The following is a 20,121-nucleotide window of genomic DNA, read 5'->3' on the forward strand; positions in this document are numbered from 1 at the left end:
CATCATGTTAGAACGATATTTACCTGCAGTGCTGGCTACCTCAGCTTTAATCTTAGTAGGCTGTAACGATGATGATAATGACAATGCAACTCAAAGCCACGTTCAGGCTGTGCATGCTTTATCCGATGCACCACTTGCCAATGTCATTGTTAACGATGAGCCTGCGCTAAGTGGTGTGGATTACGCAACGGCATCGGGATATGTCAGCTTAGAAGATGGTGAAAATTCAGTGCAGGTTGATGTGCAGCTTCCCGCTGGAGATGTGGCAACTGTAGTCCCTAGAACGGTGTTAGACCTTGACCCAAATACCTTATATACAATTATGGTTGTAGGGCAGGCAGATCCAAGTTCACAGTTTGCTGTAGAACCGTTAATTATAACCCGAGACAGTGCTGGTGATGGTGATGTCACAACCGTTGATGTGCAGGCGGTTCATGCGGCCCCAGGTGTTCCAGATGTGGATGTTCATGTTACCGCGCCGGATGCCAATATCGATCCTGCAACCGCGCTTGCTACTTTGGCATACAAAGACTTTACGGGGGTAGTATTTGTGCCTGGTGGAGAATACCGAATTCGCTTAGCTTTGGCTGGTAGCACAACCGTCGCTTTTGATTCAGGTAGTGTTGCCTTACCCGAAGGTGCTGAATTAACTGTGGCTGCGATTCCAAACACACATAAGATAACGGGCTCATCTCCGGTTAAACTATTGGTTATGGATGGCACTACCTCTTTTGTGGTTCATGATGTGAATGACCAAGCAGAAATAAGAGTTGGTCATCTCTCTTCTAACACACCCGTTGTCGATGTTTCAGTTAATGGCAATGAGGCAATTTCTGACCTGTCGTTTACCGATGTAACGGATTACGTGCCACTTGACTCTGCAACCTATGACCTTGGCGTGTACGCCTTTGATAATCCAGGTGTATTGCAAATTGATGCCGCCGATACGGAGTTGGCGCCGGGGGTTAATTACAGCGTATACGCTATCAATGATCTACCCGATATTGCACCGCTTGTTATCCTTGATAAACGTCGCCCTGTAGCAACCAGTGCTACCCTGAATGTGCTACATGCTGCCTCTGTGTCCGCTGCGGCTGAGGTTGACATACACTTAACGAGTGATGGAAATATTATTAATAGTGATCCTGCACTGGTTAACTTTACGTATACAAGTTTTATAGAGGATATTTATGTTGCTGGTGGTACCTATTTTGTCACAGTAACTGCTCCGGGTAGCAAGACACCAATCTTAGGTCCAACAGAGGTTACATTAGAAGATGGCAAGGTATACAAAGCCATTGCAACCAACGGTGGACTATTTGCTGCAGATATAACTGAATGATGGAGGGGGAACCCCTCTCAACCTGATAGGTGATACATGGAAACCATAACCAAGGCTACAAGCTCCTCGTCTTCAGGACCCACGAAGGCGCAATGGGCTGAGTGTATGGCTAAGGTTCAACAAGGTGACAAACAGGCTTTTGCTGACATATTTCGTTATTTCACTCCTCGCTTGAAGCAATTCGCTTATAAGCATATGGGAAACGAACAAGTTGCAATGGAGTTGGTGCAAGAGACTCTGGCAGCGGTTTGGCAAAAGTCTCACCTGTTTGACAGTAGTAAGAGCGCGCTCTCAACATGGATCTATACCATAGCCAGAAACCTTTGTTTTGATATGTTGCGAAAGCAAAGAGGTAAACAACTGCACGTTTACTCTGAAGATATTTGGCCAGATGATTATTGCCCACCTGATTTAGTGGATCACTATTCACCTGAGAGAAGTATGCTTCGTGAACAGATCGTGCGCTATCTCGATACTTTACCTATTAAACAAAAAGAAGTAATCAAAGCCATCTACCTAGATGAATTACCTCATCAAGAGGTGGCTGATAAATTTGATATACCATTGGGAACCGTAAAATCTAGATTAAGATTAGCGGTTGAAAAACTAAAGGACTCGATAAGGGCGGATCAAGTATGAAACATCATCCAAGCATAGAATTACTAACCGCTTACGCAAATGGGACGATAGATGCTTGCAATGGTATAACGATCGCTTCTCATTTAGAGACTTGCCCACAATGTCAGGCTGAGGTTGAAAAGCTGGAGGCAAAACAAGCCTCTCAAGAGTTTGAGCACTTTCCACAAGCACAACAAGACATGTCCTTTGATATGGAGCAGATGTTTAACGACATCACCAATTTACAGCCAGCCTCGTTAGTACCTCGCATTGATGGAGACATCAAGGTAACTGTGAATGGCAAAGAGTTTGTTCTGCCACGAGCACTGCATAGCCTTACTCATAGACTGAATGATTGGAAGAGTTACGGGGGGAAGGTCTATAGCGCAAACTTTGATATTGATGAAAATGAACGTGTCAGCTTATTGTATATTAGTGGCGGAGTTCAGGTTCCTCAGCACACTCATAAGGGAATTGAAACAACCTTAGTACTTCATGGCCGTTTCGTGGACGAAGAGGGTGAATATCAAGAGGGGGATTTCACCATTGCAGATTCCACCACAAGGCACTCACCAAGAACAGAAGTAGGGCAAGATTGTCTGTGTTTGACCGTATTAAGTGAGCCGATGGTGTTCACTCAGGGGCCAGCTCGAATATTTAATCTGTTTGGGCGTGGTATGTATCCGTAATATGGATTTTAAGCAATAAATAGGGGAGCGAGAGCTCCCCTATTTATTTTATGCCAACGAGATGGTTAGGAGTGCTTACATTCTATCTCCACATCTCGCTTGCGTGCTTTTTCTAGTATATCTGAGAAATAATGGCGTAGTGAATACAGCATGATCAAGCTTGGGATTACCATCACCGCTGTCAAGATAAAGAACAGTGACCAATCATTTAGGTAGTCTACAAGTTCTCCGCTAAAGGAGGCCAAAGTAGTTCTTCCTAGGTTACCAAGAGATGCCAGTAGCGCATATTGAGTGGCTGAAAACGCTTGGCCTGTCAGTATGGTTAAGAATGAAACAAAGGCTACTGTAGAGAAAGCGGTAGTGAAATTGTCGACTAAAATAGTAGCAAGGAATAAATGTTCATTTGGTCCTGTATTTGCCATCCATGCAAACATTAGGTTGCTACTCGACATCGCAATACCACCGATCATGAGTCCCTTAACAATCCCAAACCTTACATTAAACATACTCCCGACAAGGGTGAAAAATAGGGTAGCTCCCCAGCCGATAAGTTTAGAGTAGTCGCCAATTTGTTCATTGCTAAAGCCTATCTCTTTGTAGAATGGAATTGACATGCGACCAAGGAACGCCTCACCAATCTTAAATAAGAAAACGAATAGCAGTAACGTTAAAGCCACGCGAGTGCCATTGCGCCTAAAGAAGTCAGCAAAGGGTTCAATAAGGGTGACACTAAACCAAGCTATAATAGGAGAGCCAACGACTTTGGCGTGTCGCTGTTCAGCTTCTGCTTGTAAAGAGCTGCGATTAGTTTTGGGTTCCCCAACCAGTAAAGTAAATAGCATTAATATACCGACAATCACTGCCATGCCGACATAGACCCCATTCCATCCAATACTATCGGCATTAACGAACGCCAGATAGCCAGGTAGAGAATATCCAGTCCACCACCCCATCACGGCCATTGCTGATGCTTGCGGCAGCTTAGAGGCTTCACTTTTAGGAAAGGTATCAATACGGTATGCGTCTATAGCTACGTCTTGTGTTGAGGAGGCAATCGCAATACAAAGCGCCAACATTGAGGTAAACATTAAGCTTTTTGCAGGATCAACCCCTGAAATGACGATCGTGCAACCAAGAATAATAGCTTGGCAGAGCAGTATCCAAGAGCGCCTTTGTCCAAGAAAACGGTGCAAAATAGGAAGTTTGACTCGGTCAACCAGCGGAGCCCACATAAAGTTAATCGCATACACGGCAAATACTGAACCAAAATAGCCAATAGCAGAGCGGGTGAGGCCCGCATCCTTTAGCCATCCTGACATATTTGACCCAATGAGTACCCATGGGAAACCACTAGAACAGCCAAGCATAAACACCCACATCAAGCGTTTGTCCATATAGCTACGAATCGTTTGTCCCCAAGACAGTTTCTCTGACATTGGTGTTCCTTTTTGTGGGCTAGAAAAGGGGCGTATGCAACGCCCCTAGCCGGTGGTGAGCGGTATTACTTTTGTACAGTAACCTTAGTTATAACGATTGGAGTTACTGGTATATCTTTCATGAAACCTTGGGTTTTGGTTGGAACCGTTGCCATTTTCTTTACCACATCAAATCCAGAGCTAACTTTACCAAATACGGTATAACCAGGGTTTGATGATGAGTAGTTAAGAAAATCATTGTTTGAATAGTTAATAAAGAACTGGCGAGTGGCTGAGTCTGGATCATTAGTGCGAGCCATAGCTACGGTTGCCGTTTGGTTTTGAAGCCCGTTACTGGCTTCATTGTTTACAGGTGCATAGCTTGGGCGCTGCTTCATCTCTTTATCGAAGCCGCCACCTTGAGCCATAAAACCTTTGATAACACGATGAAAGATAGTGCCCTCATAGCTACCATCATCCACATACTTCATAAAATTTTTAGTGGTTTGTGGAGCTTGCTGCTCATTTAATTCAATGGTGAAATTGCCTTGAGTTGTTTCAAATACGACCTTGGTATTTGCCCAAACACTGGCACTAAAGAGTGCGCAGCAAAGTAATAGATTTCTTATCATTTAAAGGTTTCCTCCATGTAATCGATAAGCTCAACATCATTAGTGATTTCATTGAGCACTAGCTTAGATACGTGATTGATAATATGTTCGATTTGTTCATTCGATGCACCCATAGAGTTTTCACCCTTTGCGCTGCCAGTATAGGTTTTTACAAATTTACCGGCTTTGGTTTCAGCTGTAACCGTTAGGGTTACTTTGGCTTGCATTTGATTACTAAAGGTTGAAGAGCTTACGCGCACTAGTGCCTCTTGGACCTCAAGCTGAATGTGATTATCGCTGTTAGGCACAATGTTGAAACCTTGCTTTTGCAAAGCCCCCTGTAAGGCATTGTTTAGTGCGACTCGAACATTTTGCTTAGCGTGTATTGGTAGTGCTTTATCTTCGTTCTTTTTAACCAAGGCAAGATATTGGGCGGTACGAATATCCTTTGTAGTCAGGGTGACAGATTTAGCTTGATGAAGTGCAATCTGGCTATTATCTGTAGTGGGGGTGAAATTTAACTGCTCTGATGTTGGGCTTGCACAACCGCTTAGTGCGAGCATAGTACAAGCCGCAATCAGTAAATGTCTCATTATTATGTCCTTTTTAAATATGAGAATGGAGTTAACCTATTGCTTTTGTAGCACAGATGATTACAAATTTGCTATTGCTAGCCACAACATTGACGTTGTTTTTACCAAACAGGCGCGACAGCTTTGCAGGATAGTTCAGATGTCGGTTACCAATTACCCAAAGTTCACCACTAGCATCTAGGGTGCGTTTTGCATCATTAAACATCTGCCACGCGATATGGTCAGTAATTGTGTTTTGCTGGTGGAAAGGCGGATTGCATAGAATGAGATCACAGCTACGCGGTTCAAATTTGTCGAGGCAGTTATTAGCCTTGCATGTAAAACGCTGTTGATCACCAAGGTTATTGAAGAGGTTTCTTCTCGCTGATTCAACCGCCATATAGCTTTCATCAACGCTGGTAATGTGGGCATTAGGGTTTAATTGCGCAATCTTTACTGAAAGTACGCCGTTGCCACAGCCAAGGTCGATAATGCGTCGATCTTGTTCACTACTTGGAAGGTGCTCTAGTAAAAAACGGGCGCCAAGGTCAAGGCTTTCACCTGAGTATACATTCGGCAAGTTTTCTAGTGTTATTTGATGTTCACTCACGTCCCAAGTTGTACTTGATGCGACCTGTTTCGGTTGGATGGCATTTGCCTGACTAAAGACGAGGCGATGCTTTTTTTGTGCCAATGAGGTATGGGTTTGTCCTAGGTATTGTTCAAACAGGTTTAAGGTAGAGCTATGAATTAGATTAGCCTTATTTACCGCAATAACTGGGGTTGTCGCTTTGATGTTGAGCTTCAATTGAGACAGTTGCCATACTAGGTAACGATTATTCTTTGGGATCTTCATTAATACCAAGTCAATCTTTTCAGGCAAGGATTCAGTAGAGCGTATAAGGGAAACCTTATTGCAATCATTACGTTGCAGGTTTTTAAGAGTACCTAGCCAGCTGATATGAGAGTCAGTCTGCATAGTCACTTTATAGTCCTTTGAAAACCAACAGCTTAACGCGCCAAATTGGTCGTTTAGTATCAGTATGTGCTTGCCTTTGGGGAGCGGGGCTTGCATGAAATGGTCAATGATATATTCATCCCCTGCATCCCAAGCTTGCAGTGTTTCTTTTGCTTGCTTGGGGAAGCGCATAAGGCTCAGGTTTTGACCGTGCTGTGATAGATTGATTTTCATATTGTTAAAATAGTGATCTTAGTCTTTGTCCATTGTCTCAAATCAGGTTTTCTTTTGCGACTGATACCTGAAGAATTGATTAAAATATCGAGATTGTTATTTTAATCTAACAATGAGATATCTAGCTTTACATTTATGTTACGGATGCGTTAAAAGTAGCGCTATGGATTATACTTATACCCACTTAAATTGTTTGTAAGAATCTGGGTATAGATACTCGAAGACCAAAATAAAGAGAATCAATATGCTACAGCAGGTTATCGAACAGAAGTTAAATCAAGCGCTAACTCCCACTCATTTACAGGTTATAAATGAGAGCCATAAACATAATGTACCGCCGGGCTCAGAGAGCCATTTTAAGGTTGTTATTGTTAGTGATAAATTTGAAAACTTACGCTTAATTGCCAGACATAGATTAGTTAACTCAACACTGAGTGACGAGTTTGCAGCAGGTCTACATGCATTGTCGATGCATACCTTAACTAAATTGGAGTGGCAACAGCAGAGTATTCCTGAAAGCCCACCATGCCGAGGTGGTGAGTAACAACCTCAGTATTAAGAGAAAGAATGCAGAGTTAAAGATTTCTTTCTGTGATCGGTGTCACATTACTGGGTTATGTGTGGGTTTGTGGATTCAGAATAATGGGTTTGGATGCCCCAGCACATAGAATACAAATTAGTGGGGTGCTATAATCCTCCGCCCGGAGCAGGCTTGTTATAGCCTAGAGCTTCAAACTACAAAAATATAATAGCGAATCGACTCTATGTCGGGTCGCTTAGGCCAAGATAGAGCGTCTTGGCAGACACCCATTTTTTTCCTGGAAAATAGTGCAAGTGCGTATGATTACAATAAATAAGGGCTTGGATCTTCCTATATCGGGAGCTCCCACCCAGGTGATTAATGACGGTAATCCCGTCTCAAAAGTCGCCTTGCTTGGCGAAGAGTACGTGGGTATGCGTCCAACGATGCATGTACGCGTGGGAGATAGCGTAAAGAAAGGCCAGATTCTTTTTGAAGATAAAAAGAACCCTGGGGTTATCTTTACCGCTCCACAAGGTGGCACGGTTATTGAAGTTAACCGTGGTGCGAAACGTGTTTTGCAGTCTGTTGTTATTGAAATAGCAGGCGATGAGCAAATTACTTTCGACAAATACACGCAAGAGCAATTGGTTAACTTGGATGAAAGTATCATCCGTAAACAGTTAGTTGACTCTGGTGTGTGGACTGCTTTGAGAACTCGTCCGTTCAGCAAGGTTCCTGCAATTGACTCAAAAACAAATGCGATCTTCGTTACTGCGATGGATACCAATCCATTAGCGGCAAACCCTGAAGTGATTATCAATTCTCAATCAGAAGCATTCATTGCGGGTCTTGATGTTCTCTCGGTTCTAACTGACGAGAAGGTTTACGTGTGTAAGAAGGGCGCATCTCTGCCTCGTTCTTCACAATCAAACATTGAAGAGCATGTCTTTGATGGTCCGCACCCTGCGGGACTGGCTGGTACACATATGCATTTCTTGTATCCAGTCAATGCTGAACATGTCGCTTGGAGCATCAATTATCAAGATGTGATTGCTATTGGTAATCTATTCACAACCGGTGAAATTGACTCTGAACGCGTAGTGTCGTTAGCGGGACCTGTAGTTAGCAATCCACGTTTGGTAAAAACTACAGTTGGCGCAAGTATCACTGAGTTAGCAGAAAAAGAGCTAATGCCAGGAGAGGTTCGCCTTATCTCTGGTTCGATTCTATGTGGTACTAAAGCGGCTGGAGTACATGCCTACCTTGGACGCTATCACAGTCAAATTTCTGCATTGCGTGAAGGGCGTGATAAAGAACTATTTGGTTGGGCTATGCCAGGTAAAAATAAGTTCTCTGTAACTCGTTCATTCCTTGGGCATCTGTTTAAAGGACAATTATTTAACTTAACCACATCAACCAATGGTGGTGAACGCGCTATGGTTCCAATCGGCAACTTTGAAAAAGTAATGCCACTTGATATGGAACCAACGTTATTGCTTCGTGATTTGTGCGCGGGTGATTTAGATAGTGCACAACGTCTAGGTGTTCTAGAGCTAGCCGAAGAAGACCTTGCTTTATGTACCTATGTTTGCCCTGGTAAGTATGAGTATGGTGAGATGCTTCGTGATTGCTTAGACACTATTGAGAAGGAAGGTTAACCCATGCTGAAAAAGTTTTTCGAAGATATCGAACCGCAATTTGAAGCGGGCGGTAAGTTTGAAAAGTGGTACCCACTCTATGAAGCAACGGCTACCCTTTTCTATACTCCCGGCACTGTAACTGCGACTCGTTCACACGTGCGTGATAGCGTTGATTTGAAACGTATCATGATTATGGTTTGGTTTGCGGTATTCCCAGCAATGTTTTGGGGTATGTATAACGCCGGTAACCAAGCAATAGGTGCATTGACTTTCTTGCATTCTGGTACTGAGTTAGCCGCTATTGTTTCAGGAGACTGGCATTACTGGTTTACTGAATTACTAGGTGGCTCAATAAGTGCTGATGCGGGGTGGGGCAGTAAGATGTTGCTCGGAGCAACCTACTTCCTGCCTATTTATGCCACTGTATTTATTGTGGGCGGTTTCTGGGAAGTACTATTTTGTATCGTGCGTAAGCATGAAGTGAATGAAGGCTTCTTTGTTACCTCTATCTTGTTTGCCTTAATCGTTCCGCCAACGCTGCCTTTATGGCAAGCAGCACTTGGGATTACCTTTGGTGTTGTGGTTGCCAAAGAGATCTTTGGTGGTACTGGTCGTAACTTCCTTAACCCTGCTCTTGCAGGACGTGCATTCCTATTCTTTGCATACCCAGGACAAATATCTGGTGATCTAGTATGGACTGCTGCGGATGGTTTCTCTGGCGCAACTGCATTGAGTCAATGGTCTCAAGGCGGACAAGGTCATCTAGTTCATAATGTAACCGAACAAGCTATCACTTGGATGGATGCATTTGTTGGTAACATTCCAGGTTCTATCGGTGAAGTATCAACGCTATGGTTACTTGTCGGTGCGGCACTGATCGTATATATGGGTATTGCGTCTTGGCGCATTATTGCTGGTGTTATGATTGGTATGATTGCAACGGCAACCATGTTCAACTTGATTGGTTCTGATACTAACCCTATGTTCAGCATGCCTTGGTACTGGCACTTAGTATTGGGTGGCTTTGCATTTGGTATGTTATTTATGGCAACAGATCCTGTATCCGCTTCATTTACCAATAAGGGTAAGTGGTGGTACGGTGCTCTAATCGGTGTCATGTGTGTGCTTGTTCGTGTAGTTAACCCAGCTTACCCAGAGGGTATGATGCTGGCTATCCTATTTGCGAACCTATTTGCACCATTGTTTGACCATTTCGTTGTTGAGAAGAACATTAAGCGGAGACAAGCACGCTATGGCAAGTAATAACGATAGCATTAAAAAGACGCTGTCGGTGGTCATCGGTTTGAGCTTAGTGTGCTCAATCGTGGTATCGACTGCAGCCGTTGGTTTGCGCGACAAGCAGCAAGCTAACGCACAATTAGATAAACAGAGCAAGATTATCGACGTTGCTGGTATTGAAGAAAATGCACCAATTCCAGAGCTATACCAAGAGTTCATTGAACCTCGTTTGGTTAACTTTGATAGTGGTGAGTTTGTTGAAGGCGATGCAGCACATTATGATCAACGTAGTGCAGCTAAAGACCCATCTCAATCCCAGCGCCTAGCTGCTGATAAAGATCTAGCCAAGATTATTCGTCGTGCAGATGTCGGTACAGTTTATTTAGTTAAACAAGATGGCCATTACACTCGCGTCATTTTACCGGTTCACGGTACAGGCCTTTGGTCAATGATGTACGCATTCGTTGCAGTAGAGATGGATGGCAACACCGTTTCTGGTATTACCTACTACGAACAAGGTGAGACTCCTGGATTGGGTGGTGAAGTTGAAAACCCAACTTGGCGTGCTCAGTTCGAAGGTAAGAAGCTGTTTGACGACAACTTTAAACCTGCATTACGCATAGTTAAAGGTGGTGCTGCTCCTGGTGATACACATGGTGTTGATGGTATCTCAGGTGCGACCTTGACCGGTAATGGTGTGCAGCATACTTTCGATTTCTGGTTAGGCGACATGGGCTTTGGTCCGTTCCTAGCTAAAGTTCGCGAAGGAGAGTTGAACTAATGGCACTTTCTAAAGAGATGAAGCGAAACCTTTGGGCTCCAGTTTTAGATAACAACCCAATCGCTTTGCAGGTTCTAGGTGTGTGTTCTGCACTCGCTGTAACCACTAAACTTGAAACAGCATTTGTTATGACGCTGGCAGTAATGTTTGTAACTGCCTTGTCGAACTTCTTTGTTTCATTGATTCGTAACCATATCCCAAATAGCGTACGTATTATCGTACAGATGGCTATCATCGCTTCGCTTGTTATCGTAGTTGATGAGGTACTAAGAGCCTTCTTGTACGATATCTCTAAACAGCTATCAGTATTCGTTGGTCTTATTATTACTAACTGTATTGTAATGGGCCGTGCAGAAGCTTACGCGATGAAATCAGCACCAATTCCATCATTTCTTGATGGTATCGGTAACGGTTTAGGTTACGGTTTTGTACTTATCACAGTGGCTTTCTTCCGCGAATTGTTTGGCTCAGGCAAGCTATTCGGTTTGGAAGTACTTCCTTTGGCTAGCAATGGCGGTTGGTATCAGCCTAACGGCATGATGCTACTCGCACCATCAGCGTTCTTCTTGATTGGCTTTATGATTTGGGTTATCCGCATATTCAAGCCAGAGCAAGTAGAAGCGAAGGAGTAAGGACGTTATGGAACATTATATTAGTTTGCTAGTTAAATCGATTTTCATCGAAAACTTAGCACTGTCATTCTTCTTAGGTATGTGTACTTTCCTTGCAGTATCTAAGAAGGTTAAAACCTCTTTCGGTCTTGGTGTTGCGGTAACCGCAGTACTTACTATCGCTGTACCAGTTAACAACCTGTTGTTTAACTTGGTGCTAAAAGAGAATGCATTGGTAGCAGGTGTAGACCTTAGCTTCCTAAACTTCATCACCTTTATCGGTGTTATCGCAGCTTTGGTTCAGATATTAGAAATGATTCTCGACCGATTCTTCCCACCTTTGTACAACGCACTGGGTATTTTCCTGCCGTTAATCACGGTTAACTGTGCAATCTTTGGTGGCGTATCTTTCATGGTACAGCGCGATTACAACTTTACAGAATCGGTCGTATACGGCTTTGGTTCTGGTATCGGTTGGCTGCTGGCTATTGTCGCTTTGGCCGGTATTCGCGAGAAGATGAAGTATTCTGATGTGCCTCCGGGTTTGCGTGGTCTAGGTATTACCTTTATCACTGTAGGCTTGATGGCGCTTGGTTTCTTGTCATTCTCTGGTGTTCAACTGTAAGAGTAAATAATAAGGATTAGTCAATGGATATTATTCTTGGCATTGTGATGTTTACTCTGATCGTGCTTGCTTTAGTGTTGGTGATTTTGTTCGCCAAATCTAAGTTAGTGCCTACAGGGGATGTCAACATTTTAGTAAACGGTGACCCTGAGAAAGGGTTCATCACAGCACCGGGTGATAAACTGCTTAGTGCTATGGCTGCAAGTGGGATCTTTGTATCTTCTGCTTGTGGTGGTGGTGGCTCTTGTGGTCAGTGCCGTGTGAAGATTAAATCTGGCGGTGGTGATATTCTGCCAACTGAACTTGATCACATTAGCAAGCGCGAAGCTCGCGAAGGTGAACGCCTAGCGTGTCAAGTAGCGGTTAAGTCAGATATGGAGATCGAGCTTCCTGAAGAGATCTTCGGTGTTAAAAAGTGGGAATGTGAAGTTCTTTCAAATGACAACGAAGCAACCTTCATCAAAGAGCTTGTGCTTAAGATCCCTGAGGGTGAAGAAGTACCTTTCCGTGCGGGTGGTTATATTCAGATTGAAGCTGAACCTCACCACATTAAATACTCAGATTTTGATGTTCCAGGAGAATATCGAGAAGATTGGGATAAGTTTAACCTATTCCGTTATGAGTCTATTGTGAATGAGCCATCAATCCGTGCTTACTCTATGGCATCATACCCAGAAGAGCGTGGTTTGATTAAGCTTAACGTGCGTATCGCAACGCCACCGCCAAATAACCCTGACGTACCGCCGGGCGTTATGTCATCGTATATTTGGTCGCTTAAACCGGGTGATAAATGTACTATTTCGGGGCCATTTGGTGAGTTCTTCGCTAAAGAAACTGATGCTGAAATGGTCTTTATCGGTGGTGGTGCAGGTATGGCACCGATGCGTTCACACATCTTTGACCAATTGTTGCGTCTGAAATCTAAGCGTAAGATGAGCTACTGGTATGGTGCTCGCTCTAAGCGCGAGATGTTCTATATCGAAGACTTCGACAATCTGGCAGCAGAGAACGACAATTTTGTTTGGCATTGCGCGCTGTCTGATCCACTTCCAGAAGATAACTGGGATGGTTACACAGGCTTTATCCATAATGTTCTGTATGAAAACTATCTACGCGATCATGATGCGCCAGAAGACTGTGAATACTACATGTGTGGTCCACCTATGATGAATGCAGCCGTTATTGGTATGCTAAAAGACTTAGGTGTTGAGGATGAAAATATCCTACTCGATGACTTCGGTGGTTAATCGATAATCGAGAGATAAGACGGCTGACTCATTAGAGTCAGCCTTTTTCTTTTATATGAGTTAATGGTTATGGAGAGCGGGATGAAGTTTGTATCTCATCTTGGCAAAAGATTAAAAACTGTATTAGCAATCTTTGTTGCAGCAATGGTTTTGACGGGGTGCGAGCAAGCCCCACAGCAGGTAGCGTTAAGTGGTAAAACAATGGGCACTACCTACCATATAAAATATATAGCTGATGGTGACGCACCGGACTCCACTCAAATACAGAGCAAAATAGATGAGCTTCTGAATCAAGTTAATGATCAGATGTCCACTTATCGACCGAATTCAGAGCTGAGTCAATTTAATCAACTAAAAACGACCGAGGATTTTGTTGTTTCACCGCAAATGGCAACGGTAGTAAAAGAAGCGATTCGCTTGAATAAATTGACTGAGGGCGCATTAGATATCACGGTAGGGCCTCTGGTTAATCTTTGGGGGTTTGGCCCTGAAGCGCGTCCAGATACAGTACCAACCGCTGATGAACTTAACGCTCGCCGTAAAATGATCGGTATCCATCATCTATTTATTGATGGCAACACCCTGCACAAAGACCTGCCTGAACTGTATGTTGACCTGTCGACTATTGCAAAGGGTTGGGGCGTTGATGTGGTATCCGAATATCTAGCATCATTAAATATTCACCGTTATATGGTTGAAATTGGTGGAGAGCTTCGTCTTAAAGGGACTAACGCCAAGGATATGAAATGGCGCATAGCGATTGAAAAGCCAGTGGTTAATTCACGCCAAGTAGAGTTAATTGTACAGCCTGGAGATATGGCGATGGCCACATCTGGTGATTATCGTAATTATTTTGAGCGTGACGGAATCCGTTATTCGCATATAATAAACCCTAAAACAGGCAAACCTATCGCGAATAAGGTTGTTTCAGTAACAGCGCTTCACCCTTCATGTATGACCGCAGATGGTCTAGCAACCGGTTTAATGGTTCTTGGAGATAAAGAAGGCTTACGTGTAGCAAATGACAATGGCCTAGCGGTGTTTATGATCGTAAAAACAGCGGATGGCTTTAAAGAGATTTATTCCGATGCATTTGCGCAGTATATAAAGTAAAAGGGCACGATAATGGCAACATACTTAGTTACTTTTGGTGTATTCCTAGGGTTCATTGCCTTGATGGCAGTGGGCTACATTTTTCAGAAGAAAGTAGTCAAAGGCAGTTGCGGTGGCTTGGACGCTATGGGGATCGACAAGGTATGCAGTTGCCCTGAACCGTGTGATGCTCGTAAGCGTCGAGAAGCTAAGGCTGCAGCTCGAGCTGAGAAGATGGCTGAGTGGGAAAAAGATAGAATCGCTTAATTACATTATTAGGTAAAAAAAATCCCAACACCTAGTGTTGGGATTTTTTTAGCCTTGAATAAGGTTATTTGTCATCAATCTGAGCGTTGTCGACAACCTTAGACTCACCAAGTTCTTTTGGCAGGATTAGGTTTAGAAGGATTGCAACAATACCGCATAGGCTGATGCCTTGCAGATTGAAATCACCAATACCAAAGGCCATGCCGCCGATACCAAATACTAAGGTAACGCCAACAATCACTAGGTTTCTTGATTGGTGAAGGTCAACTTGGTTTTTGATCAGAGAGTTAAGGCCTACAGTCGCAATTGAACCAAATAACAGCATCATGATGCCGCCCATAACTGGTACAGGGATAGTTTGTAGCAGGCCGCCTAGCTTACCTACAAAGCCTAGAATAATTGCTGTTACTGCCGACCAAGTCATGATTTTAGGGTTGTATGCCTTAGTTAGCATTACCGCGCCAGTCACCTCACTATAGGTGGTATTTGGTGGAGCGCCCATCATACTTGCCGCCATAGTTGCGATCCCGTCACCTGCGATAGTGCGGTGTAAGCCTGGTTTCTTAAGGTAGTCTTTACCCGTCACATTTGAGATAGCTAATATATCCCCTACGTGTTCAACCGCTGGTGCAATAGCAACAGGAATCATAAATAGAATCGCGTTGATGTTGAATTCAGGGGTAGTAAAGTTTGGTAGTGCAAACCAGCTTGCTTGATAAACAGAAGTAAAATCAACAATGCCAAACATCAGGCTCAAGATATAACCTACCGCGATACCAGAGAATATAGGCAGGAGCTTTAAGAAGCCTTTTGCGTATACGCTAACTAAAATGGTAGTGAAAAGTGATGCCAATGCAATCCATAGCGATAGCTGGCCATCGACCAATTGAATTGCGCCATCGCCAGATTTACCCAGTGCCATGTTAACCGCAGTCGGAGCCAGACCTAAGCCGATAACCATGATAACGGGACCCACTACCACTGGTGGTAGCAGTTTATGGATAATTCCAACACCGCGCACACGAATGATGCCACCAAGGATGACATAAACCATACCCGCTGCCATTAGGCCACCCATGGTTGCAGGAATGCCCCATGCCTGAACGCCGTAAAGAATTGGAGCAATAAAGGCAAAAGAAGATGCCAAAAAGATAGGAACCGTGCGTTTTGTTATAATTTGAAATAAAAGAGTACCAACACCTGCGCCGACAAGAGCGACACTTGGGTCTAATCCCGTTAATAGAGGAACTAGAACCAAAGCACCAAATGCGACGAAGAGCATTTGCATACCCTGTAAAATAGTAGACATGACTTTCTTTTCTCCTTATCTAGGAAAATCAACGAATACTAGCACTAGTAAATTTTCAATATCTCTAGTAGATCAAGTTTTCTAATACTCTAGTAATATAATGTTACATTAGGGTAGAATAACTGTATGCCTAAACAGTACTTGAAGCCTGAGTTTAACCGAAAGATCATTCATATCGATATGGATTGTTTCTTTGCGGCAGTAGAAATGCGTGATTTTCCCCAATACCGAGGCCGACCTATGGCTGTTGGTGGCAGCGAAAAGCAGCGCGGTGTATTAAGCACTTGTAATTACGAAGCACGTAAGTTTGGCATCCATTCCGCCATGCCAACCGCGCAGGCTAAAAAATTATGCCCAGAATTATTAGTAGTAGCTGGAAGGATGTCAGTCTATAAAGCCGTTTCTGCTCAGATCAGAGAGGTATTTTCTCGCTATACTCCTTTAATCGAGCCCCTTTCATTAGATGAAGCCTATCTAGATGTGACTGACTGTACCCAATGCAAAGGCTCTGCCACACTTATTGCTCAAGCTATACGCAACGATATTTTTAACGTCACCGGATTAACCGCGTCGGCGGGAATTGCGCCTATCAAATTTTTAGCCAAGGTTGCTTCTGATTTAAATAAGCCTAATGGTCAGTTTGTTATCCCTCCACATCAGGTGCAAAGCTTTATTGATGAGATGCCTTTGCAGAAAATACCAGGCGTTGGCAGGGTTGCCTTACAAAAGCTAAATCGCGGCGGCTTATACGTTGGAGAAGATGTACGTAAAAGTAATTATCGCGATTTATTGATTAAGTATGGACGGTTAGGGGCATCTTTATGGAAGCGTTGCCATGGTGTCGATAGGCGAAATGTCGAGGTCGAGCGAGAGCGAAAATCGGTTGGGGTAGAGCGCACCTTTAACCAAAATATAGCGACCTTCACTCAATGCTGGCAGTCGATTGAGCAAAAGCTATACCCTGAATTGGAGCAGCGTTTACAGCGTACTGGTCGAGAAATTATCAAGCAAGGTATCAAGGTGAAGTTTGCTGATTTTCAAACGACCACCATTGAGTGCGGCTCTAAGCAATTGGATTTGAATACATTTCATGGATTGTTAGAGCAGGTTCTAACTCGCCAACATGGTCGAGAGATAAGGTTATTGGGGCTGAATGTAATGTTGCAGTCAGAGGCTGTAGCCAAGCAATTAAGCTTGTTGGATAATAGCGACAAAATAGATTAATGGATTGAGTAGTATGTGGTGTAAAAAGATACACAGCTTGGTAGCAATTGCAGCCTTAAGTGTCGGCGTAATGTCATCAGGAGTGGTTATGGCTGAGCAAATGCCAGCAAATGCTTGTCCTATAGATGTACATCAAGAGCTGCATCTTGATGGTAAGAACGTAAAAATTATCGATAAGCATGGTAACGCAGCTGAGTTTCAGGCCGACAACCAACTAATTATCAAAGGTAAAGCGGTCTTACTTTCTAGCGAACAGTCACAACAGTTGCAAGACTACCGTGAGCAATTAAACACGGTCGTACCTAAAGCAAAAGAGATCGCTAAGTCTGGTGTTGCTGTGGCTAATGAGGTGATCGACGACCTCTCTGCTTCATTTAACAATACTAAGGCATTTGAGAACGTACGTAGCGCAGTTGCTAGCTATTATGACAAGCTTGAAAAACGCTACTATCAAAACGGTGAAATGGTATTAAAGCCTGACGCATTTAAGGACGTATATCAGAACTGGAGCAAGGACTTTTCTCAAGCCAAAGAAGTCTTTAATCGTGAGTTTTTTGCCAGCGCATTTACGGTACTTCAAGAAAAAATGAAATCTGACAAGGGAGTTGATTTCTCTGCTCTGCAACAGCAGATGGCCCAATTACAGGTTTCAGTTCAGAACAAACTAAAACAGAATTCAAAGCAGGTTAAAAAGCAGGCACAGCAATACTGTGATTCGATGAAGGCGCTCTCTAAACAAGAGAAAGGAGTCGTTGCTACTATTCCTGAACTGAAGAACTACCAGTTATTCGAGATATAAAAATTATTAGCCTTAAGCGCGGAAATAAATAATGCATAAAAAACGGCTTTATTAGTAAAGCCGTTTTTTGTTTAAGGCATGCCGTAAAGAGGGTGTTATCTGAATTGTTTGGCTTGAGCGAGCCACTCAAATCCGGCAGTTTGTAGACGATCGATTAGGGCTTGCTTGTCGATGTCAAAACTTGAGCTTAGGGCATCAAGGTCACCAGAAAAGTCATCACGCAACTTCATATTCACTATGCTCATTAGCATAACTACATCCATAGTTTGATAGTTAGCTAGGTTCATAGTTAGTCCTCAAAATCTGAGATTAGTAGGTTAGCGGCGGCAAATGCTGCCTTTTCACGGGTTTCTTTTGGTAGAGTTTGGTCAGTAGCTATGTCATTTAGTGACTTTACCGCACAGCTGATAGCTTGTGGTACATAGGCTTGGTCACCACTGCCAATTTGAGCGTATAGTTGACGTACTAGCTCACAACAATCGTATGCTTTCATTACTTTCCCTTAAAAAATAAAGGCAGCGTAAGCTGCCTTCATCTGTTTTCGACTATTTAATCTGCGCTTTGATGTACTCAATAACAGAATCCATCTCAACTGGCACTTTCTCACCATCACGACGATTTTTATATTCAAAATGACCGTTATCCATACTGCGATCGCCAATCACGATTGTGTGTGGGATACCGATAAGTTCGATATCTTTGAACATAACCCCCGGGCGTTCTTTACGGTCATCAAATAATACTTCAAACCCTTGCGCTGTTAGGTCAGCGTACAGTTTTTCAGCTGCTTCTTTAACACGTTCTGACTTATGCATGTTCATCGGAACGATAGCGACCTGATATGGTGCTAATGCTTCAGGCCAGATAATGCCGTTAGCATCGTGATTTTGCTCAATAGCTGATGCCACAACACGTGATACGCCGATACCGTAACAGCCCATCTCAAGGATAGCGCTCTTACCGTCAGGGCCAAGCACGCTGCAGTTCATTTTCTCAGAATAGGTATTACCAAGTTGGAAAATGTGCCCAACCTCGATGCCACGTTTTAATTGAATAACACCTTGACCACAAGGGCTTGGATCACCTTCAACGACGTTACGTAGGTCTTCAATTTGACCTAACTCAGCATCGCGTCCCCAGTTAACACCGAAGTAGTGCTTGTTATCGATGTTTGCACCAGCGCCAAAATCACTCATTACAGCAACGCTACGGTCAACAATAAATGGTAGCTCAAGGTTTACTGGGCCAAGTGAACCAGGACCTGCGCCAATTGCTGCACGAATCTCTTCTTCCGTTGCCATCTCTAATGGCGAAGCAACTTGAGGTAGGTTCTCAGCTTTTACTTCATTAAGCTCATGGTCACCACGAATGATAAGGCCAATCAGAGGCGAATCAACCTCGTCAGATGCCTTAACAAATAGGGTTTTAACTGTTTTCTCGATAGGCAGTTCGAACTGCTCAACTAGCTCGGCGATTGTTTTCGCGTTTGGAGTATCAACTAGCGTCATCTCTTGAGTTGGCGCCGCTGCCTCACCTTGGGGAGCAAGTGCTTCTGCTTTTTCAATGTTAGCTGCAAAATCGGACTCAGTTGAGAAAGCAATTAGGTCTTCACCACTTTCAGCAAGTACATGGAATTCATGAGAGCCATTACCACCGATAGCACCGGTATCTGCCATTACAGGGCGATAATCAAGGCCCATACGGTCAAAGGCTTTACAGTAGGCTTCGTGCATCGCTTCATATGATTTCTCTAGGCCTGCTTTATCAATATCAAAGCTGTAAGCGTCCATCATGCTAAACTCACGTGCGCGCATAGCACCAAAGCGAGGGCGTCGCTCATCACGGAATTTAGTTTGAATTTGATATAGATTCAAAGGCAATTGCTTGTAAGAGTTGACTTCATTACGAACAAGGCTAGTTACTACTTCTTCAGCCGTTGGGCTTAGAACGAATGGACGTTGATGGCGGTCAGTAAAGCGCAATAGCTCGGCCCCCATTTTTTCTGAACGTCCTGTTTCTTCCCAAAGCTCAAAGGGTTGGACAACGGGCATTAGTATTTCGACAGCACCTGCGTTGTCGATTTCTTCGCGAACAATGTTCTCTACTTTACGCAGTACACGCAAACCTGTGGGTAACCAAGTATATAGGCCCGAGGCAAGTTTACGAATCATACCCGCACGAAGCATTAACTGGTGGCTAATAACCTCTGCGTCATTTGGCGTTTCTTTAAGGGTAGAAACTAGGTATTTACTGGTACGCATTTACGCTTTCCGTTGTCTAGATTAAGTAAAAAATTCCTAGGTAACCCTAGGAGAATAAGCCCTC

At 43.6% G+C, this 20,121-nt stretch carries 22 protein-coding genes; 14 read left to right on the plus strand and 8 right to left on the minus strand.

Annotated features, from left to right (window positions below; all coding sequences use genetic code 11):
- Positions 1 to 4: 4 nt before the first annotated feature.
- From OCU28_RS02605 to OCU28_RS02615, 3 genes are read left to right on the plus strand one after another with little or no spacing between them, the layout of a single operon-like run.
- The gene (locus OCU28_RS02605) at positions 5 to 1,342 is read left to right on the plus strand and encodes a DUF4397 domain-containing protein (protein WP_261816808.1); all 1,338 of its coding nucleotides are present in this window, start codon (positions 5 to 7) and stop codon (positions 1,340 to 1,342) included.
- Between the two features lie 36 nt (positions 1,343 to 1,378).
- A complete protein-coding gene (locus OCU28_RS02610) occupies positions 1,379 to 1,981 on the plus strand; it encodes a sigma-70 family RNA polymerase sigma factor (protein ID WP_261816809.1) in 603 nt (200 codons plus the stop codon).
- Complete coding sequence (locus OCU28_RS02615) at positions 1,978 to 2,649, plus strand: ChrR family anti-sigma-E factor (RefSeq protein WP_261816810.1); 672 nt, start codon at positions 1,978 to 1,980, stop codon at positions 2,647 to 2,649. The genes OCU28_RS02610 and OCU28_RS02615 overlap by 4 nt, the downstream gene beginning before the upstream one ends.
- A 65-nt stretch (positions 2,650 to 2,714) precedes the next feature.
- On the opposite strand, the gene OCU28_RS02620 is transcribed toward OCU28_RS02615, so the two are convergent.
- The 4 genes from OCU28_RS02620 to OCU28_RS02635 all read right to left on the minus strand — a co-directional run bounded on the left by OCU28_RS02620 (position 2,715) and on the right by OCU28_RS02635 (position 6,439).
- A complete protein-coding gene (locus OCU28_RS02620; RefSeq protein WP_261816811.1) occupies positions 2,715 to 4,085 on the minus strand; it encodes an AmpG family muropeptide MFS transporter in 1,371 nt (456 codons plus the stop codon).
- Positions 4,086 to 4,150: 65 nt separating this feature from the next.
- Positions 4,151 to 4,696, minus strand: a complete 546-nt coding sequence (locus OCU28_RS02625) for a peptidylprolyl isomerase (protein ID WP_261816812.1) — start codon at positions 4,694 to 4,696, stop codon at positions 4,151 to 4,153.
- Positions 4,693 to 5,268, minus strand: coding sequence for a YajG family lipoprotein (locus OCU28_RS02630; protein WP_261816813.1), 576 nt, complete (start codon positions 5,266 to 5,268; stop codon positions 4,693 to 4,695). Before OCU28_RS02630 ends, OCU28_RS02625 begins: the two co-directional genes overlap by 4 nt.
- A gap of 31 nt (positions 5,269 to 5,299) precedes the next feature.
- The gene (locus OCU28_RS02635) at positions 5,300 to 6,439 is read right to left on the minus strand and encodes a methyltransferase (protein ID WP_261816814.1); all 1,140 of its coding nucleotides are present in this window, start codon (positions 6,437 to 6,439) and stop codon (positions 5,300 to 5,302) included.
- A gap of 244 nt (positions 6,440 to 6,683) precedes the next feature.
- Between OCU28_RS02635 and OCU28_RS02640 the strand changes: the two genes are divergently transcribed.
- From OCU28_RS02640 to nqrM, 9 genes are all read left to right on the plus strand, one after another.
- Positions 6,684 to 6,983 (plus strand): BolA family protein, encoded by a 300-nt coding sequence (locus OCU28_RS02640; RefSeq protein ID WP_261816815.1) that lies wholly within the window; start codon positions 6,684 to 6,686, stop codon positions 6,981 to 6,983.
- A 296-nt stretch (positions 6,984 to 7,279) separates the two neighbouring features.
- The gene (locus OCU28_RS02645) at positions 7,280 to 8,620 is read left to right on the plus strand and encodes a Na(+)-translocating NADH-quinone reductase subunit A (RefSeq protein WP_261816816.1); all 1,341 of its coding nucleotides are present in this window, start codon (positions 7,280 to 7,282) and stop codon (positions 8,618 to 8,620) included.
- Positions 8,621 to 8,623: 3 nt separating this feature from the next.
- On the plus strand, positions 8,624 to 9,865 hold the full coding sequence (locus tag OCU28_RS02650) for an NADH:ubiquinone reductase (Na(+)-transporting) subunit B (RefSeq protein WP_261816817.1): 1,242 nt from the start codon (positions 8,624 to 8,626) through the stop codon (positions 9,863 to 9,865).
- Positions 9,855 to 10,622 (plus strand): Na(+)-translocating NADH-quinone reductase subunit C, encoded by a 768-nt coding sequence (locus tag OCU28_RS02655; protein ID WP_261816818.1) that lies wholly within the window; start codon positions 9,855 to 9,857, stop codon positions 10,620 to 10,622. The genes OCU28_RS02650 and OCU28_RS02655 overlap by 11 nt, the downstream gene beginning before the upstream one ends.
- Positions 10,622 to 11,254 carry an NADH:ubiquinone reductase (Na(+)-transporting) subunit D gene (locus OCU28_RS02660; protein WP_261816819.1) on the plus strand — a complete coding sequence of 211 codons (633 nt, stop codon included), beginning with the start codon at positions 10,622 to 10,624 and terminating at the stop codon, positions 11,252 to 11,254. Before OCU28_RS02655 ends, OCU28_RS02660 begins: the two co-directional genes overlap by 1 nt.
- A 7-nt stretch (positions 11,255 to 11,261) precedes the next feature.
- On the plus strand, positions 11,262 to 11,858 hold the full coding sequence (nqrE, locus tag OCU28_RS02665) for an NADH:ubiquinone reductase (Na(+)-transporting) subunit E (protein ID WP_261816820.1): 597 nt from the start codon (positions 11,262 to 11,264) through the stop codon (positions 11,856 to 11,858).
- A gap of 23 nt (positions 11,859 to 11,881) precedes the next feature.
- On the plus strand, positions 11,882 to 13,105 hold the full coding sequence (gene nqrF / locus OCU28_RS02670; RefSeq protein WP_261816821.1) for an NADH:ubiquinone reductase (Na(+)-transporting) subunit F: 1,224 nt from the start codon (positions 11,882 to 11,884) through the stop codon (positions 13,103 to 13,105).
- Between the two features lie 81 nt (positions 13,106 to 13,186).
- A complete protein-coding gene (locus tag OCU28_RS02675) occupies positions 13,187 to 14,218 on the plus strand; it encodes an FAD:protein FMN transferase (protein WP_261816822.1) in 1,032 nt (343 codons plus the stop codon).
- 12 nt (positions 14,219 to 14,230) lie between these two features.
- Positions 14,231 to 14,464 (plus strand): (Na+)-NQR maturation NqrM, encoded by a 234-nt coding sequence (gene nqrM, locus OCU28_RS02680; RefSeq protein ID WP_261816823.1) that lies wholly within the window; start codon positions 14,231 to 14,233, stop codon positions 14,462 to 14,464.
- A gap of 64 nt (positions 14,465 to 14,528) precedes the next feature.
- Here nqrM and OCU28_RS02685 read toward each other — a convergent pair whose 3' ends face one another.
- Positions 14,529 to 15,773, minus strand: a complete 1,245-nt coding sequence (locus OCU28_RS02685) for a uracil-xanthine permease family protein (RefSeq protein ID WP_261816824.1) — start codon at positions 15,771 to 15,773, stop codon at positions 14,529 to 14,531.
- A gap of 126 nt (positions 15,774 to 15,899) precedes the next feature.
- Between OCU28_RS02685 and dinB the strand changes: the two genes are divergently transcribed.
- Positions 15,900 to 16,997, plus strand: a complete 1,098-nt coding sequence (gene dinB / locus OCU28_RS02690) for a DNA polymerase IV (RefSeq protein WP_261816825.1) — start codon at positions 15,900 to 15,902, stop codon at positions 16,995 to 16,997.
- A 13-nt stretch (positions 16,998 to 17,010) separates the two neighbouring features.
- Positions 17,011 to 17,796: a YggN family protein gene (locus OCU28_RS02695; RefSeq protein WP_261816826.1), complete on the plus strand. Its 786-nt coding sequence runs from the start codon at positions 17,011 to 17,013 to the stop codon at positions 17,794 to 17,796.
- A gap of 95 nt (positions 17,797 to 17,891) precedes the next feature.
- On the opposite strand, the gene OCU28_RS02700 is transcribed toward OCU28_RS02695, so the two are convergent.
- The 3 genes from OCU28_RS02700 to OCU28_RS02710 are packed head-to-tail and all read right to left on the minus strand — an operon-like array spanning position 17,892 to position 20,057.
- Positions 17,892 to 18,083 carry a DUF4250 domain-containing protein gene (locus OCU28_RS02700; protein ID WP_261816827.1) on the minus strand — a complete coding sequence of 64 codons (192 nt, stop codon included), beginning with the start codon at positions 18,081 to 18,083 and terminating at the stop codon, positions 17,892 to 17,894.
- Positions 18,084 to 18,085: 2 nt separating this feature from the next.
- Positions 18,086 to 18,289 carry a YaeP family protein gene (locus OCU28_RS02705; protein ID WP_261816828.1) on the minus strand — a complete coding sequence of 68 codons (204 nt, stop codon included), beginning with the start codon at positions 18,287 to 18,289 and terminating at the stop codon, positions 18,086 to 18,088.
- Between the two features lie 52 nt (positions 18,290 to 18,341).
- Positions 18,342 to 20,057 (minus strand): proline--tRNA ligase, encoded by a 1,716-nt coding sequence (locus OCU28_RS02710; RefSeq protein ID WP_261816829.1) that lies wholly within the window; start codon positions 20,055 to 20,057, stop codon positions 18,342 to 18,344.
- Between the last annotated feature and the right edge of the window lie 64 nt (positions 20,058 to 20,121).

The organism is Vibrio gallicus (assembly GCF_024346875.1).
Taxonomy (GTDB): Bacteria; Pseudomonadota; Gammaproteobacteria; order Enterobacterales; family Vibrionaceae; genus Vibrio; species Vibrio gallicus.

Bases quoted from the DNA above. Each gene is read 5' to 3' on its own strand.
- OCU28_RS02605 (WP_261816808.1), top strand. From the start codon at position 5: ATGTTAGAACGATATTTACCTGCAGTGCTGGCTACCTCAGCTTTAATC.
- OCU28_RS02610 (WP_261816809.1), top strand. From the start codon at position 1,379: ATGGAAACCATAACCAAGGCTACAAGCTCCTCGTCTTCAGGACCCACG.
- OCU28_RS02615 (WP_261816810.1), top strand. From the start codon at position 1,978: ATGAAACATCATCCAAGCATAGAATTACTAACCGCTTACGCAAATGGG.
- OCU28_RS02620 (WP_261816811.1), bottom strand. From the start codon at position 4,085: ATGTCAGAGAAACTGTCTTGGGGACAAACGATTCGTAGCTATATGGAC.
- OCU28_RS02625 (WP_261816812.1), bottom strand. From the start codon at position 4,696: ATGATAAGAAATCTATTACTTTGCTGCGCACTCTTTAGTGCCAGTGTT.
- OCU28_RS02630 (WP_261816813.1), bottom strand. From the start codon at position 5,268: ATGAGACATTTACTGATTGCGGCTTGTACTATGCTCGCACTAAGCGGT.
- OCU28_RS02635 (WP_261816814.1), bottom strand. From the start codon at position 6,439: ATGAAAATCAATCTATCACAGCACGGTCAAAACCTGAGCCTTATGCGC.
- OCU28_RS02640 (WP_261816815.1), top strand. From the start codon at position 6,684: ATGCTACAGCAGGTTATCGAACAGAAGTTAAATCAAGCGCTAACTCCC.
- OCU28_RS02645 (WP_261816816.1), top strand. From the start codon at position 7,280: ATGATTACAATAAATAAGGGCTTGGATCTTCCTATATCGGGAGCTCCC.
- OCU28_RS02650 (WP_261816817.1), top strand. From the start codon at position 8,624: ATGCTGAAAAAGTTTTTCGAAGATATCGAACCGCAATTTGAAGCGGGC.
- OCU28_RS02655 (WP_261816818.1), top strand. From the start codon at position 9,855: ATGGCAAGTAATAACGATAGCATTAAAAAGACGCTGTCGGTGGTCATC.
- OCU28_RS02660 (WP_261816819.1), top strand. From the start codon at position 10,622: ATGGCACTTTCTAAAGAGATGAAGCGAAACCTTTGGGCTCCAGTTTTA.
- nqrE (WP_261816820.1), top strand. From the start codon at position 11,262: ATGGAACATTATATTAGTTTGCTAGTTAAATCGATTTTCATCGAAAAC.
- nqrF (WP_261816821.1), top strand. From the start codon at position 11,882: ATGGATATTATTCTTGGCATTGTGATGTTTACTCTGATCGTGCTTGCT.
- OCU28_RS02675 (WP_261816822.1), top strand. From the start codon at position 13,187: ATGAAGTTTGTATCTCATCTTGGCAAAAGATTAAAAACTGTATTAGCA.
- nqrM (WP_261816823.1), top strand. From the start codon at position 14,231: ATGGCAACATACTTAGTTACTTTTGGTGTATTCCTAGGGTTCATTGCC.
- OCU28_RS02685 (WP_261816824.1), bottom strand. From the start codon at position 15,773: ATGTCTACTATTTTACAGGGTATGCAAATGCTCTTCGTCGCATTTGGT.
- dinB (WP_261816825.1), top strand. From the start codon at position 15,900: ATGCCTAAACAGTACTTGAAGCCTGAGTTTAACCGAAAGATCATTCAT.
- OCU28_RS02695 (WP_261816826.1), top strand. From the start codon at position 17,011: ATGTGGTGTAAAAAGATACACAGCTTGGTAGCAATTGCAGCCTTAAGT.
- OCU28_RS02700 (WP_261816827.1), bottom strand. From the start codon at position 18,083: ATGAACCTAGCTAACTATCAAACTATGGATGTAGTTATGCTAATGAGC.
- OCU28_RS02705 (WP_261816828.1), bottom strand. From the start codon at position 18,289: ATGAAAGCATACGATTGTTGTGAGCTAGTACGTCAACTATACGCTCAA.
- OCU28_RS02710 (WP_261816829.1), bottom strand. From the start codon at position 20,057: ATGCGTACCAGTAAATACCTAGTTTCTACCCTTAAAGAAACGCCAAAT.